We start from the raw sequence: 14,477 nt of genomic DNA, 5'->3' as shown, positions 1-14,477 counted from the left end.
TCGCTTGAGTCTAACGCGGGACACGCTAATTGCTTGCCACGTTTTGGGGGCCGGATTAGCTTCGCGCCGTGGCCCGCCCCTCTTTGGTCGGAACGGCATTAGCCGGTTACACCCTCGAGCAGGAAGTGGGGGAAGGTGGAACGTCCGCGGTTTACCGCGCCCAGCACCCCGCTCACGGTCACGTTGCACTGAAGGTTCTCCGGGAAAAGCTGCGGCAGGACAAGACTGCGATCGCGCGCTTTCTGCGCGAGGCGAAGTACGGCGCGCGCGTACAGCATCCGAACGTGGTGCGCACGATCGAGATAGGCCAGGCTGATACGGGCGAGCATTTCATGGCCATCGAGTGGGCAGCGGGTGAGATCCTGGACCGCTTCGCGCGGCGGGCCGCCCCGCTCAATCCGGACGAAGCCTCCAACGTCATACGCCAGATCGCCGCGGCAGTTCAGGCGGCCCACGAAGCCGGCGTCGTGCACAGAGACCTCAAGCCGGAGAACGTCATGTACGACGTCGCCGAGCGCAAGGTCAAGCTGTTGGACTTCGGGATCGCTACCGACACGGACATGTCGCAGGACGAGCGTCTGACGCGCGCGGGGTTTTTCGTCGGGACTCTCATGTACGTGGCGCCGGAGGCGCTCTCCGGGGAGCTGGTCGGGCCCGCGGCGGATCAGTACAGCCTGGCGACGATCGCGTATCTGCTGCTCACGGGCAGCCTGCCGTACACCGCACGGGGTCCGCGCGAGATGTTCACGCAGCTGCTGACGCAGCCGCCGAAGCCGCTCAACCAAGCGCGCGAAGGTTGCCTGTACCACCCGCTCGTCGAAGAGGTGGTCATGCGCGGTTTGGCCCGCCAGCCGCACGCCCGGTACCCGAGCGTGACCGCGTTCGCGGATGCTCTGGCCGAAGCGCTGCTCCTGCCCGCACCGAAGGAAGGGCTGCTGGCGAAGGTGAAGGGAATCTTTAAGTGACTAGTGACTAGTGGCTAGTGACTAGTGACTAGTAACCGCCCCGTCGTTCCAGCTCCTTCCGCCCTTACTAGCAACTAGTCACTAGTCACCACTTTCCAGTGGCAGCCACAATGTGAAAGTGGCTCCCTTCCCCGTCTCGCTCTCCAGAGTCACGTCGCCGCCCATGGCTTCCGCCAGGCGGCGGGAGATGGGGAGGCCTAGTCCCGTGCCGCGCCGCTCGGAGTGCGTCCGCGACCCCGCGTCGATCTGCTCGAACTCCTCGAAGATGCGCTGCTGATCCACGAGCGGAATTCCCGGACCGGTATCGGTTACCGTGATGCTGAGCCAGTGCTTCACGGTGCTTAGGCGTAGTCTGGGGGAATCGGACTCGTCGCTCACGGCCGCGCGAATCGCGATGACGCCCGAGTCCGTGTACTTGCACGCGTTGCCGATGAGGTTGATGAGGATCTGGCGGAGATGCGTCGGATCCGCGCGCACTGTCGGCAGCGCGGCGCCGAGCGTCAGCGATATCGCCAGTCCCTTCTCGCTGGCGAGCGATTCCATCTCGGTCGTCACGTCGAGGAGAAACAGCCGCAGCATGATCGTCTCCGGCTGCACGTCCAGTTTCCCGGCCGCGATCTTCGCGAGATCCAGCACCTGATCGACCAGGATCCGGAGGTGGTTCGCCGACGCCTCGATCCGCTCGACCGGCACGCTCTGCCGGGGCGTCAGCTCGCCATACACCCCTTCGCGCAGGAGATCGATGAATCCCACGATCGCGTTGAGCGGAGTCCGAAGCTCGTGCGACACGTTGGCGAGGAACTCGCTCTTCATCCTGTTCGAGCGGATCAGGTCGGACGACAGTCGCTCCAGCTCGCGCGACCGCTCGGCGTTGCTGGCGGCCTGGCGCCGCTCGCGGCGGATGGCGACCGCCATAAACAGCACCGCGATCGCGCCGAGCACCGGCAGCGCGATGTGCAGGAACCAGTCGAGCGAGTGGGGGAAGAGTTCGGCTGGGAGGTTCATTGACTGACCGACGGCCCTCCGGTATGCTCACGTCCATGCCCACTCACGAGCGACTCGTCGCCCTGCTCGCGGAGAAATCGGTGCTGCTCGGAGAATTTACACTTGCATCCGGTCGGCGCTCGGACTTCTACATCGACGCGCGGCTGTCGACGATGAGCCCCGAAGGACTGCGTCTCATCGGCGAGACGGGACGCGGCGCGCTCGAGCGCTCGGGCTGGAACGTGGACTCGGTCGGCGGGCTCACGATGGGTGCGGACCCGATCGCGTACGCGATCGCTTACGCCAGCGCGGAGTCGGCGAAGCCGTTGCGCGCGTTTGCCGTGCGCAAGGAGGCCAAGCTACACGGCACCGGCAAGCGCGTCGAAGGCCCCTTCCGCGAAGGCGACGTCGTCGCGGTGATCGAGGACGTGATCACCAGCGGAAGCTCGGCGCTGTCGGCGATAGACGCGGTGGAACAGGAAGGTGGCACCGTCGGCGGTGTGCTCGCGCTGCTGGACAGGGAGGAAGGCGGCGCGGAGCAGATCGAGGCCCGCGGCGTTCGGGTTATCACTTTGACCCGCGCATCCGACGTGTTGCGCGCAGCCCGCAGGCGCTGACGGCGGCTCCCCCGGACAGGGCATGGTTTCTGCGGCCCTGATACCGCGCGCGACCAGACACCACGCCGCTCTCGTCGCAACTCTGTTCGTTGCGCTCGGGATCACCGCGTGCGGAAAGAAAGACGCCGAGCCCGCCGACACGGCAACGTGGATGTACGGCGACCAGGGAGTCAGTGAAGCCGACGAGATGCTGACGTCGTCCGGCGGCGTCAACGTCAGTGAGTTTCATATCTCGAAGGAAACCCCCTGGCCCGCCGGATCTTACACGGTGGACGTGAAGCTGAACGGGCAGCCGGTGGGAACCCGGGAGTTCAGAATTCAATAGCCGGCGCTTCAGCTCGTTGCCTGGTACCGCGGCCTGAAGTTCCGCGGGTCGCGGATCCAGGGCGGGCGGACCGCCACGGGCGAGAACGTCCGCAGCACCTCGCGGTACGGGAGGACCAGCTCCTCGCGGAAGAAGATGGTCATCTTTTCGGCGTCGAACGACTTCCGGAACTGCACGGGCGACATGTTCATCACCGTGCGCACGTGCCGGCCGAAGCTCTGCGGCGAGGAGTACTCGAGATGGTTGGCCACGTTCGCGACCGAGAAGCCCGCGTTCTCGAACAGCTTCGCCGCGCGAATCAGCCGCGCCAGCGAGAGATACCGCTTGGGAGCCGGCAGGTGGGCGCGGAAGAACCTGCTGAGCAGCGTGCTCGGCAGCACGCCCAGCTCGGTCGCCAGCTGACGCACGACAAGCACTCTCGGCGAAGCGGAGAACAGCAGCTCGAAGAAGCGCCAACAGTCCCGCGACGCGCCGGCAAGGTCGAGCGCGAGCTGCGCCAGGACGTCGCGCTCCAGGTCGCTCGAGCGCTCGGCCATGAGGATGTCGCGCAGCTCGCTCCAGCCGCGCGGCGCGCGCGCGTCCACGAGCGTGCGCACTCCGAGGTGGCCGAGCGAGAGGGTCGCGAGCGGAGTCTGCTCGTCGGTGGAGGTGAGCAGTGCGATTGCCGGCACCTGCGGAAATTCGCGCACGATCGTGGCGATCCGGGCCGTGGGAAGGATCCCGTACCGCGCCACCGAGAACACGACCGCGCCGGCGCGGCGCTCGCGCACGTCCTTGAGCACGTCGTCGAGCGAATCGCGGTGAACGAGCTGGTAGAGTCCGCGGCTGGCGGCATCTACGCGCGCGCGCTCGGCGGGATTGAGCATCGTGGAGACGGCGAGACCCGCCGCCGGCTGACTGACGAGCTTCTGCATGGCGCTCTCCGGATCGAGGTTGCGCCAATGGTAGAAACGCCCGGTCAGACCTCCGTCAAAGTTGCGTGCGGCAGGAGCGCCATACGCGCGCGCGGGCGTTCAGCGGCGTCACTTTTTCGCCCTTTCGGGTTATATTTCAGGGTGAGGTCGTGCTGTTGACTGGACGGTCGCGATCTGGTCCCTGATTCAAACCAGATCGAGGAAAGTCCGGGCTCCGGTGGACAAGTCGCCAGGTAACTCCTGGGCGGATCGCAAGGTCCGACGGACAGTGCCACAGAAAACAACCGCCTTCGGGAAACCGGAGGTAAGGGTGAAAAGGTGGGGTAAGAGCCCACCGCATTCGTGGTGACACGGATGGCCGGGTAAACCCCGACTGGAGCAAGGCCAAATAGGCGGCGAGGGTGTCCACCCCGACAAAGCCGCGGGTAGGCCGCTAGAGGGTGCGGGTGACCGTACTCCGAGAGGAATGACCGTCCAGGCAGCTCGCTGCTGGACAGAACCCGGCTTATAGGTCAACAGCTCGACCTCATTTTTGATTGATCTCTGTGCTGTGGCGATACGACGAAGGACTCCATTTCGGCGCTACGCGAGCAAACGACGCTCGCTAAGACGCGCCTGCATGGAGTCCTTCGTCGTATCGCCACGCTAGCTTCGATGCCAATGCAACGCTGTCTCTACATCGCGGGTGGCGGTCTGGCTTTGTTCGCCTCGCTGGGTTGCGCGGGAAGGACGCCGGAACCCGGGACCGGAGTCGAGCCAGACCGCACCACGCCACCCGTGGTGCGCGAGCAGCCACGGACACCGGCAACGACCCCGGTCGGGGCGAGCTTCGAGTACGCAGCGGGAATCGCGTCGTACATCGTCACGACCGAAGCGACGATCGCCGAGATCGATTCGGTCGCGAGCGAGCCGCGTGCGTTTCGTGAGGTAGCGCAAGTCGATGTCGCAATCGCGCCGGCTGACGGCGCAACTCTCGTCACGACGACCGGCTCGATCGAAGGGACCACTTCGGCCGGTATCATTCGCCCGTTCGTGGACACTCTCCGCGTGGTGAGCACGGACAGCGTTGCGGAGCCCACGCTGCCCATCTGCGGCCGCGACACGGTACCGCCAATGCACCTGGTCACCTTGTTACCGCCCGTGCCTCTCGAGCTGCGTGAGGGAGTGCGCTGGCAGCGCCGCCAGGTGTATGCCATTTGCCAGGGTCCGATCCCAATCCGCGTGGAGCGGACGGACAGCTACACCGTGACCGGTCGCGCACCCAAGGTCGCGGGAACCGGAGTCACGTTGACACGCAGCAGCAGCTTCGCTTATGCGGGCTCAGGCGTGGACGGCCAACACAACGTGCGCGTCACGGGCTCGGGCTCGGGGCAGGCGACGATTGTGCTCGATACGTCCAAGGGGCGGCTGGTGAGCGCTGTGGAAGAGAGCGTATCCGAAATCGACGTGACCGCCTCAGGGAGAACACGCCGATTCTCCCAGCGAATCGCTCGGACCGTGGAGCCCTTGAGGTAAAGCTCCGCCTCTACCGAACCTCGAACCTGACGTAATCGGAGCGGAGCTGGATTCCGGTCGAGTTCCCTTCGAGAATCGCGTACGCGCGGTACCGGCCCTCGGGGAGCGGGTAGCCTGTGTAAATGGCAAGCCGGATGCCGTCCCCAACTACCTCCATCGTGATCGAGTGATCTCCACGGGGCGCGAGCGTGAGGCTCGTGAGAGCTGTTGTGCAGCCATATCCTCCACCGGAGGGATAGACGCTTCTTCCGCTGGCTGTCTCGATGAAGGGTGTGATCTGACAGCCGCTGCCGAAGTTGAGCCTTATCGCTTCCTCGGTGAGATTCCGCAGGCGAAAAGTCAGCACAGCTTGCTGGCCAAGACGAATGGTCGGCAACGAAATGGATCCGTCGAGCCTCAGCCCTCCGGCTTCCGGCAGTGCCGGCGGCTCTGTGGGCGCTGTGCTGCAGCCGAGTCCGGCCGCGACAAGCAAAAGTGGGATCACACCGACGCGTCGCATCATGCCGAGACCTCCGCAATTCGCCTACCAGCCCGGGCCCAGCCGTCGTTCACTTCCAACTCACGGCTGACCCGCTTCCCACTCAGACCTTGGATCCCGGTGAGATGTTCCCGTTTGCTAGTCGACCAGCCGCAGCGGCATGACCAAGCAGAGATACTTGGACGGATCGTCCCACCCCTCCGGCTCGATCGTCGCCGCGCGCTCGGGAGCGCGGAAGGTCATCTTGACCTCGTCCGACGGCATGTACCGCAGGATCTCGAGCAGGTAGCTGGCGTTGAATCCGATGTCGAGCGGATCGCCGGTGTAGCGCACCGGCAGCTCGTCCTGCGCTTCGCCCAGGTCGGGGGTCTGCACGCTGAACTTCACCATGCCGGCGTTGAACGCCATCTTGATCCGGTGCGTCTGGTCCGACGCCACGACGGACATGCGCTTGAGCGCGCTCACCAGCGACTGCTTGTCGCAGATCGCGTACTTGTCGTTGTCCTTCGGGATGACCTGATCGTAGCTGGGATACGGGCCCTCGATAAGGCGCGTGTACACCGCGGTGAACGGCGACCGGAAGCCGATGTGGTTCTCGCCACGGCCGATCTCCAGCTCCTCTTCCGCCGGGAAAAGACGGCGGATCTGATCCAGCGCCTTAGGCGGAACGATGAGATCGGTGGCGCCGGCGTCCGCGGTCGCGCTGCTCGGCACCTCCATCCGCGCCAGCCGGTGGCCGTTCGTCGCCACCATGCGCATGTACCCGGGCCGGAGCTCCCACAGCACCCCGTTCAGGATCGGCCGGCTCTCCTCGGTGGACACCGCGAAGATCGTGTGTCCGATCAGCTTGTGGAGATCTCCCGACTTTACTCTCCAGCTGTCCGAGAATTTTACACTGGGAAAAGTGGGAAACTCGTCGCGCGGAAGTCCGAGGAGCTTGAACTTCGAGCGGCCGCACTCGAGTGTCGCGCGCTGTTCGCCGGATGTCGTGATTCTGACGGGCGACGGCGGTAGCTCGCGCGCGATCTCCGCCAGCTTCTTCGCGGGAATCGTCGTCGCGCCCGAAGCTTCGACGTCCGCCGGCACTTCCGTGCTCACCGCGATATCGAGATCGGTCCCGGACAAGCGGATCCCGCGATCGGTAGTCTCGATCAGGATGTTCGCCAGCACCGGAAGCGTCGTCTTGCTGGGGACGCTGGCGGCGACGGCGTTCAAAGCCTCCTGCAGTTTTTCTCGTGTGATCGTGAAGCGCATTGAGCCTCGAAGGCAGCTGTTAGCTATTGGCTATTGGCTGTTGGCTAACAACCAGATCCTTGCCGTTCCTGCTGTTCCGTTTGGCTAAAAGCCAACAGCCAACAGCTAACAGCAGTTATTAGTACTCTTCTTTATTAAATGAACAGTAGTAGTAGTAGGGAAAACTTCAGTGTTGATATACGGTGTAAAGTACGGCTCCAGGAGAAGTTGAAGCAATGAGTATGATGTGATGGTTCTGGTGAGAGTCAGCCGGTCAATGTTGATAGCTGTCCGCGGATGCGATCGGTGCGGGTTCTCACTGTATCATCTGTGCGAATTCGCTCCGCCGCTTTCTCCAAACTGTGGATAACGGTGGAGTGGTCCCGGCCGCCGAACGCCTGCCCGATCTCCACGAGCTGAGTGCCGAGTAGATCGCGCGCGAGCAGCATTGCGATCTGCCGCGGAACGGTCAACGTCTTGGTCCGGCCCGCGGAGCGCAGCCCTTCCGGAGTCACCCCCCACTCTCTGGCCACCATACCCTGTATGGTCGCGATGGTGAGGTCCGACACCGGGCCGTTTTGACCGGCAGCCATCCGTTGCAGCTTGTCGCGGAGCGCCTCCCTGGCGAGCTCGATCGTCACGTCCCGGTGCTTGAGCGACGAGTACGCCAGGAGCTTGATGATCGATCCCTCGAGCTCCCGCACGCTCGACCTGATGTTCTCGGCGATGAACCGGATGACGTCGTCCGGGATCGTCATCTCCAGATGGTCGAGCCGCGCCTTCTGCTGGAGAATGGCGATCCGGTGCTCGAGATCGGGGAGATCGATGTCCGCGACCATTCCCCACTGGAACCGGCTCACCAGCCTGGCTTCCAGGCTCGGGATCTCCGGCGGCGGCCGGTCGCTGGTGAGAATGATCTGCCGGCCGGCCTCGTACAGGGCGTTGAACGTGTTGAAGAACTCTTCCTGGGTGGACTCCTTCCCTTTCAGGAAATGGACGTCGTCCACCAGGAGCAGGTCGGTCTCCCGATACCGGCGCCTGAAGTCCTGCGTCGTCCGGTTCTGCACTGACGAGATGAAATCGTTGGTGAACTGCTCGGTGCCGACGAAGGTGATCCGCACTCCCGTCTGCCGGCTCAGGATCTCGTGCGCGATCGCCTGCATGAGGTGTGTCTTGCCGAGTCCCGTGGCGCCGTAGATGAAGAGCGGGTTGTACACCTTGCCTGGCGCCTGGGACACCGCGTGGGCCGCGGCCGCGGCCAGCTCGTTCGACTTTCCGATGACGAAGTGCCGGAAAGTGTAGCGGTCGCTGAGCGGCGCCGAGCTCGGAGTGGTCGCGTTGGCGGCTTCGGCGCTGCCTTTGGGCGGAGCCACGAAGAGGTCCATTTGCGCGCGCGAGAGGCGCTCGGGCATGACCTCGAACTCGACGCGGATCGGATGGCCGAGCGCTACCGGGCCGTACTCGGCGAGGATGGTCGCGTGCTTCATCTCGTTCCAGTCCGCGGCGAGCTGGTCGGGCGTTCCCATCACCAGCTTGTCGCCTTCGACTCGCAGCGGCTGCGCCGAGTCGAGCCACACTCTGACCGTCTGCTCAGGGAGGTCGTTTTTCGCCTGATTGAGCAGACGATTCCAGATTTCGGCGGCGGTTAATTCCATTTCTTTCTTGGGGGTACTACGGCAGGGAGAGCGAACCTATCTGTCCCCTGTGGAAAAGTCAAACCACCCCAAATCGCGCAGGGTGGTTTTCTTGCCGCAACCTCAGGCCCCGTTTAGTTTTACGGTTCGCAGCAGGATTATCGTTTGAGGAGATCATGGGAAAGCCGACATACCGTCCCAGAAATAAACGGCGCATCCGCAAGCACGGATTCCGTACGCGGATGGCGACGAAGTGGGGACGCGCAGTTTTGAGCCGCCGCCGGAAGAAGGGGCGGAAGATTCTGACAGTCAGACTGCCTTCGAAGTACGCTGGAGCCTAAGAGGTCCGGATATCCGCGACGGAAGCGGATCACCACCGGAGCCGAGCTTCAGCGCGTAAGACAAACGGGGAGGCGATGGCGGACGGAGCATCTCGATGTCCGCGCCACTGCCTCCCCGTTGAGCTTTGCCAGGTCGGGGCTGGTCGTTCCGAAACATGGCAAGACATCGGCGGAGAGAAACAAGTTGAAGCGCAGATTGCGCGAGCTGGTTCGAACCAGGATCCTCGCACCTTCCGGAATTCGCGGGGTCGATCTGGTGATCCGCGCGCTCCCGTCAGCGTACGCGGCATCGTTCGCCGAGCTCGAGCAGCAGGTGGCGGGGATCGCGCGGCGACTCTCGGCCAGCGAGTGATCGTGGGAAAGCTGCTGATCCTGCTGGTTCGCGGATATCAGGTCGGAATCTCGCCGCTGCTTCCGGCTTCCTGCCGCTATTATCCCACCTGCTCCGCGTACGCCGTCGAGGCGATCGAGCGGCACGGCGCGGCGCGGGGAAGCTGGCTGGCCCTGCGCCGGATCGCCCGGTGCCATCCCTTCCATGCCGGCGGATTCGATCCGGTGCCATGACTACGCTACAACTGTAACGAGCAACTGAATGGAAAAGCGCATGATCCTGGCGTTGGTGCTCACGGCTGCCATCGTGGGTCTCACGCCCGTACTTTTTCCGTCGGCGCCGGTGCCCGCGCGGCGCGCGGACAGCACAGCCGTCGCTCCGGCTGCCCCGGACACGCGCGCGGCTCAACCGGTGCAGCAACCGGCCGCGGTTCAGCCAGCCCCCGCAGCCGCGGTTCCCGGTATCGACTCGGTGACCGCGGCGCCGGTCGCGCTCAGCGCTGACTCGACCGTCGTCGCGACCGACCTGGCGACGTACCGGTTCGTCGACGTCGGCGCCGCGCCCGTGTCGCTCGTCATCAGCCGTTACGACAACATCGCGCGGCGCGGCAGCCCGGTGGATCTCGGCGCGACGGGCTCCCCGCTGCTCCGGTACCGGCTGGTGGTGCCCGGAGACACCGTGGATCTCTCGCGGGTGAAGTTCGGTCGTACCTCGACCGGCGTCCCCGGCCCGGGCAGTCCCCTGCAGTACTCGGCCACCGTGAACGGGCACGTCGTCACGATCGCCTATTCGTTTGCACCCGACAGCTACCTGCTCGACGTCACGGGCCGCGTCGACTCGCCGGGCGGCGCGACGGGACCGCGTTTTCTGCTGGTGGACCTGCCGACGAGCTTCCCGGTCACCGAGGCCGACTCTGTCGGCGACAGGCGCTCGCTGGCTTATGCCTTCAAGTCCGAGCGGGAATCGTCCAAGAGCGTGAGTTTCAGCAGTCTGGATCCGGGCGAGTACCGGCTCGAGGCGACGCCGCTCACGTGGGTGGCGGCCAAGAGCAAGTATTTCGTCGTGGGCGTGCTCACTCCCGAGGGCGACGAACCCTTCAGCGAAGCGACCTTCGCCGGCGGGCCGCGCACGTCGCGCGACGCGACGAACGCGATGGCGACGGTGGTGGAGCGCGTGACGGACGAGGGGTTTCACTTCGAGCTGTACGCCGGGCCGCAGGAGTGGGACCGGATGCTCAAGGTCGGACGCGAGTTCGACAGCGTGAATCCGTACGGCTGGAAGTTCATGCAGGGGTTCGTGCAGCCGTTCGCGCGGATCGTCATGCGCATTCTGCTCTGGATGCACAACGTCCTGCAGCTGAGCTACGGCTGGGTGCTCGTGATCTTCGGCGTCGTCGTACGCCTGATCCTCTGGCCGCTCAACCAGAAGGCGATGAAGTCGAGCCTGCGCATGCAGCACATCCAGCCGCGGATGCAGGAGGTGCAGAAGAAGTACGCGGGCAACCGCGAGAAGCAGCAAGCCGAGATGATGAAGGTGTACAAGGAAGAAGGCGTCAGTCCGTTCAGCGCGGTGACGGGCTGCCTGCCGATGCTGCTGCCGATGCCCGTGCTGATCGCGCTCTTCTTCGTGTTTCAGAACACGATCGAGTTCCGCGGCGTGCCGTTCCTCTGGCTGACGGACATCTCCATCAAGGATCCGTACTACATCCTGCCGGTGCTGATGGGAGCGTCCATGTACCTGCTGTCGTGGATCGGGCTGCGCAACGCGCCGCCGAATCCACAGGCGAAGATGATGAGCTACATCTTCCCGTTCATGATGACGTTCTTCCTGATGAATCTCGCGGCGGGGCTGAACCTGTACTACGCGGTGCAGAACGTGGCGGCACTGCCGCAGCAGTGGCTGATCGCGCGCGAGCGGCAGAAGATGACGGTGGCGAAGAGCCCAAGGAAATGACGTCCCGGGCTGTGAGCCAAGAGCCAACAGCCAAGAGCCAATAGCGCCGTGCGAATCACTTACATCGGGCACGCGACGCTGCTGATCGAGGTGCAGGGCCGCAGAATCCTAACCGACCCCAACTTCGACCCCGCGCTCGGCCGGTTCCTCGCGCGCGTGAGCGAGCCGGGGATCGCGCTGAACGCGCTGCCGAAGCTCGACGCCATCCTGGTCACGCACGCGCACGCGGACCACCTCTCGTTCAGATCGCTGGATCAGCTGCCGCGGGACATCCCGCTGTACGCCCCGCCCGCCGTGGCGAAATGGCTCGCGCGGCTGGGATACAAGCACGCGGTGCCGATCGCGCCCGGAGAGACCGCGGAAGTGCACGGGCTCTCGATCCACGCGGAGCTGGCTACGCACCAGGGGAGCCGGTACGGCGTGGACCGATGGCGCAAGGACACGAACATGTATCTCGTGGACACCGGCTCGAAATCGTGCTTCTTCGCGGGCGACACGGCCCTGACCGAAGACACCGCGATGCTGGTTCGGACACACTTGCACGCGCGTGGGCGCAGGCTGGACGTCGCGCTCCTGCCGATCGGCCACGCACCCTGGTGGAAGACGGGCTTCCGGAAGGGGCACCTCACCAGCGCCGATGCGCTCGACCTGTTCGGCCGCATGGACGCGCGCTACCTGATCCCGTATCACTGGGGCACGTTCGACCACGTCACCTCGAAGGCCTACGACGCGATAGACAGGCTCCGTCTCCTTCTGCCACAGCACCCGCGGGAAGGCGACGTGAGAATCCTGGAGCCGGCGGAGACCTTTGAGCTGGACTGAAAAAAGAGCTGTTGGCTCTTGGCTATTAGCTATTAGCTGATGACTGGATCTCTCCTCACCGGTGACACGATCGTCGCGGTCGCGACGCCTCCGGGGCGCGGTGCGATCGCGGTGATCCGGCTGAGCGGCGTGAACGCGGCCGACATTGCCGCTCGGCACGTGGCTCCGTGGCCGATCGAGCCGCGCACGGCCACGTTGTGCGAGCTGCGGGACGGCGAGGGCCGGCCGCTGGATCGCGCGATCGTAACGCTGTTCAGCGCCCCGCACTCTTACACCGGCGAAACGGTGATCGAGCTTGCCACGCACGGCGGTGATCTCACACCGGCGTTGGTAGTCGAGCAGTTGGTGGCTTCCGGTGCGCGGCCGGCGGAACCCGGCGAGTTCACCCGGCGCGCGGTCCTGAACGGCAAGATGGATCTGCTGCAGGCCGAAGCGGTCGCCGATCTGATCGACGCATCCTCGCGGCCGCTGCGCGACGCGGCGGTGCGGCAACTGGACGGCGGTCTCTCCCGCCGGGTCCTGGAGCTGCGCGACAGGATGCTCGAGATCGAATCGCTGCTCGCGTACGACATCGACTTTCCGGAGGAGGACGAGGGGCCGGTGCCGCGGGAGCGCATCCTCCGCGCGGTGGACGCCGCCGCCGCGTCGCTCGATGATCTGCTGGCGACGGTCCCGCGCGGCGAGCTGATCAGGTCGGGCGCCGTTGTCGTCATCGCCGGGGAGCCGAACGTGGGGAAGTCGTCGCTCTTCAACGCGCTGATCGGCCGCTCCCGCGCGATCGTGACCGACGTGCCGGGAACCACACGGGACGCGATCGAAGCGCTGATAGACGGCGATCGGTGGCCGTTGCGGCTGATCGACACGGCCGGCATCCGCGACACGACCGACATCGTCGAGCGGCTCGGGGTGGAGCTGAGCCAGCGGCACATCCAGGGAGGGCACGTCGTGCTGGCGTGCGGCGATTCCGCCGCCTCGCTCGAGCACGTGCTCCAGCGCGTCGGAGCGATCGCCAGAAGTCCGGCGGTGATTCCCACTAGAACCAAGAGCGACCTGGTCGCTGATGAACTGGACGCGGGAAGCCCGGTAGAAGCCGTCCACGTCAGCGCGACAACCGGCGCGGGGTTGAAGGAGCTGCTCGCGCGCATCGATCACGAGCTCTCGCGGCGGTACGACAGCGGCGGCGTCGACACGCCCGTCGTCACGCGCGCGCGGCACCGGGCGATCTTGAGAGCCGCGCGCGACGAGTTGACCGCGTTCCGGAAGGGGTGGCTCTCCGACGAGCTGCCCGCGACCGTCGCGGCGGTGCACCTACGGTCGGCGGTTCACTCGCTGGAGGAGCTGATCGGATCCGTGGACGTCGAAGATGTTCTCGACCGCGTGTTCAGTTCGTTCTGTGTTGGGAAGTAGCTGTCGCGGAGTCGAGCAGCTCCGAGAGACGCACGAATCGCAGCCCTTTCGCCCGCAAGCCTTTGATCATTCCGGGAAGTGCTTCCGCTGTCCGTTCCCTGCCTGCACCGACATGAAGCACCACTATGTCTCCACGCTGCGCCATCCTGACGATGGCCCAGGTCAGGTACTGCGGAGGCGGCTTCAGCGGATCATTGGCGTAGACGGAACCCAGGATGATCCGGTATCCCTTGCGGCGCGTCCAATCAGCGGACGAAGGTCGTATCCAGCCTGAAGCGGGCCTGAGCATGGTTCGCATGTCGCTGCCCGGCACCGCGGCGGCAGTGGCCTCCACACTTGCGGCAAGCCGTTCCGGCGTGAGCGTCCAGGCCGGCGTCCGGTCCCACATGTGATTCGCCAGCTGGTGACCGCCGGCAACGATCGCTCGCAGCTGATCCGGATGCTGCGCTACCGCCGACCCGTTGACGAACCACGTAGCGAGGACATGCTCGCGCTGCAATATCTCCAGGACGCGCGGCGTAACCGTCGAATCAGGTCCGTCGTCGAACGTCAGCGCCACGAGAGGGCGCTCCGTTTTCACCGCGAACAGAATATCCGGCAATGCGGCGGATGCCGCGCCGATCAAGCAACGGGGCTGGTAGAAGGAGAGCGTCAGGACGCTGAGCACGGCAACTGCCGCACACCCTGCCGCCGCGAGCGAGAGGCGCCGCCCAGAAAGCGTACGGCCTTGCTTTATGCGATCGATGCCCGCCTGTAGCACCAGTGCGTCGCCGCTGACCACTGTGGCTGCTAGCGCCGGGCGAGGTAGACGAGATAACCTGCCAACGCGCCGGCACCGCCACCCACGAGCGTCGCGCCAGCGACGACGTGCCATGTATCGAAATAGCCTGACTTGTCTTGAGTCATGACAATCAGGCCGAGTGTCGCCCCGGCTGCCGCTCCAACTCCAGCGCCGAGC

16 protein-coding genes and 1 other RNA gene are annotated in these 14,477 nt (G+C 65.0%); 11 read left to right on the top strand and 6 right to left on the bottom strand.

The window, feature by feature from the left end:
• Nucleotides 1-68: 68 nt before the first annotated feature.
• On the top strand, nucleotides 69-965 hold the full coding sequence (locus WEA80_06665) for a serine/threonine-protein kinase (GenBank protein ID MEX1186253.1): 897 nt from the start codon (nucleotides 69-71) through the stop codon (nucleotides 963-965).
• An 81-nt stretch (nucleotides 966-1,046) separates the two neighbouring features.
• Here the strand turns inward: WEA80_06665 and WEA80_06660 are convergent, their stop codons facing one another.
• The gene (locus tag WEA80_06660) at nucleotides 1,047-1,970 is read right to left on the bottom strand and encodes an ATP-binding protein (protein MEX1186252.1); all 924 of its coding nucleotides are present in this window, start codon (nucleotides 1,968-1,970) and stop codon (nucleotides 1,047-1,049) included.
• Between the two features lie 35 nt (nucleotides 1,971-2,005).
• Here WEA80_06660 and pyrE point away from each other — a divergent pair, with 35 nt between their 5' ends.
• On the top strand, nucleotides 2,006-2,566 hold the full coding sequence (gene pyrE / locus WEA80_06655) for an orotate phosphoribosyltransferase (GenBank protein ID MEX1186251.1): 561 nt from the start codon (nucleotides 2,006-2,008) through the stop codon (nucleotides 2,564-2,566).
• 22 nt (nucleotides 2,567-2,588) lie between these two features.
• Nucleotides 2,589-2,891, top strand: a complete 303-nt coding sequence (locus WEA80_06650) for a hypothetical protein (GenBank protein ID MEX1186250.1) — start codon at nucleotides 2,589-2,591, stop codon at nucleotides 2,889-2,891.
• A gap of 8 nt (nucleotides 2,892-2,899) precedes the next feature.
• Here WEA80_06650 and WEA80_06645 read toward each other — a convergent pair whose 3' ends face one another.
• Nucleotides 2,900-3,805 (bottom strand): helix-turn-helix domain-containing protein, encoded by a 906-nt coding sequence (locus WEA80_06645; protein MEX1186249.1) that lies wholly within the window; start codon nucleotides 3,803-3,805, stop codon nucleotides 2,900-2,902.
• Nucleotides 3,806-3,956: 151 nt separating this feature from the next.
• Between WEA80_06645 and rnpB the strand changes: the two genes are divergently transcribed.
• Together rnpB and WEA80_06635 are read left to right on the top strand one after the other, a co-directional pair.
• Nucleotides 3,957-4,329, top strand: an RNA gene (gene rnpB / locus WEA80_06640) — RNase P RNA component class A.
• Between the two features lie 136 nt (nucleotides 4,330-4,465).
• Nucleotides 4,466-5,320, top strand: a complete 855-nt coding sequence (locus WEA80_06635) for a hypothetical protein (GenBank protein MEX1186248.1) — start codon at nucleotides 4,466-4,468, stop codon at nucleotides 5,318-5,320.
• A gap of 10 nt (nucleotides 5,321-5,330) precedes the next feature.
• Here WEA80_06635 and WEA80_06630 read toward each other — a convergent pair whose 3' ends face one another.
• The 3 genes from WEA80_06630 to dnaA form a co-directional block, all read right to left on the bottom strand.
• Nucleotides 5,331-5,819, bottom strand: coding sequence for a BsuPI-related putative proteinase inhibitor (locus WEA80_06630; protein ID MEX1186247.1), 489 nt, complete (start codon nucleotides 5,817-5,819; stop codon nucleotides 5,331-5,333).
• Between the two features lie 117 nt (nucleotides 5,820-5,936).
• Entirely contained in the window at nucleotides 5,937-7,052 is a 1,116-nt protein-coding gene (gene dnaN / locus WEA80_06625) for a DNA polymerase III subunit beta (GenBank protein ID MEX1186246.1), read from the bottom strand.
• A 245-nt stretch (nucleotides 7,053-7,297) separates the two neighbouring features.
• Nucleotides 7,298-8,686 (bottom strand): chromosomal replication initiator protein DnaA, encoded by a 1,389-nt coding sequence (gene dnaA, locus WEA80_06620; GenBank protein ID MEX1186245.1) that lies wholly within the window; start codon nucleotides 8,684-8,686, stop codon nucleotides 7,298-7,300.
• Between the two features lie 155 nt (nucleotides 8,687-8,841).
• Here dnaA and rpmH point away from each other — a divergent pair, with 155 nt between their 5' ends.
• From rpmH to mnmE, 6 genes are read left to right on the top strand one after another with little or no spacing between them, the layout of a single operon-like run.
• Nucleotides 8,842-9,006, top strand: a complete 165-nt coding sequence (gene rpmH, locus WEA80_06615; GenBank protein MEX1186244.1) for a 50S ribosomal protein L34 — start codon at nucleotides 8,842-8,844, stop codon at nucleotides 9,004-9,006.
• Complete coding sequence (rnpA, locus tag WEA80_06610; protein ID MEX1186243.1) at nucleotides 8,996-9,358, top strand: ribonuclease P protein component; 363 nt, start codon at nucleotides 8,996-8,998, stop codon at nucleotides 9,356-9,358. The genes rpmH and rnpA overlap by 11 nt, the downstream gene beginning before the upstream one ends.
• Nucleotides 9,358-9,570: a membrane protein insertion efficiency factor YidD gene (gene yidD / locus WEA80_06605; GenBank protein ID MEX1186242.1), complete on the top strand. Its 213-nt coding sequence runs from the start codon at nucleotides 9,358-9,360 to the stop codon at nucleotides 9,568-9,570. The genes rnpA and yidD overlap by 1 nt, the downstream gene beginning before the upstream one ends.
• Nucleotides 9,571-9,598: 28 nt before the next feature.
• A complete protein-coding gene (yidC, locus tag WEA80_06600; protein MEX1186241.1) occupies nucleotides 9,599-11,290 on the top strand; it encodes a membrane protein insertase YidC in 1,692 nt (563 codons plus the stop codon).
• Between the two features lie 48 nt (nucleotides 11,291-11,338).
• Nucleotides 11,339-12,112, top strand: a complete 774-nt coding sequence (locus tag WEA80_06595) for an MBL fold metallo-hydrolase (GenBank protein ID MEX1186240.1) — start codon at nucleotides 11,339-11,341, stop codon at nucleotides 12,110-12,112.
• A 39-nt stretch (nucleotides 12,113-12,151) separates the two neighbouring features.
• Entirely contained in the window at nucleotides 12,152-13,519 is a 1,368-nt protein-coding gene (gene mnmE / locus WEA80_06590; protein ID MEX1186239.1) for a tRNA uridine-5-carboxymethylaminomethyl(34) synthesis GTPase MnmE, read from the top strand.
• Here the strand turns inward: mnmE and WEA80_06585 are convergent.
• Nucleotides 13,494-14,300 carry a polysaccharide deacetylase family protein gene (locus WEA80_06585; protein ID MEX1186238.1) on the bottom strand — a complete coding sequence of 269 codons (807 nt, stop codon included), beginning with the start codon at nucleotides 14,298-14,300 and terminating at the stop codon, nucleotides 13,494-13,496. The two genes, mnmE and WEA80_06585, sit on opposite strands and share 26 nt — an antisense overlap.
• Between the last annotated feature and the right edge of the window lie 177 nt (nucleotides 14,301-14,477).

This window comes from Gemmatimonadaceae bacterium (assembly GCA_040882285.1).
GTDB lineage: Bacteria > Gemmatimonadota > Gemmatimonadetes > Gemmatimonadales > Gemmatimonadaceae > JACDCY01.
This window is presented reverse-complemented; position numbering and strand designations above follow the sequence as displayed.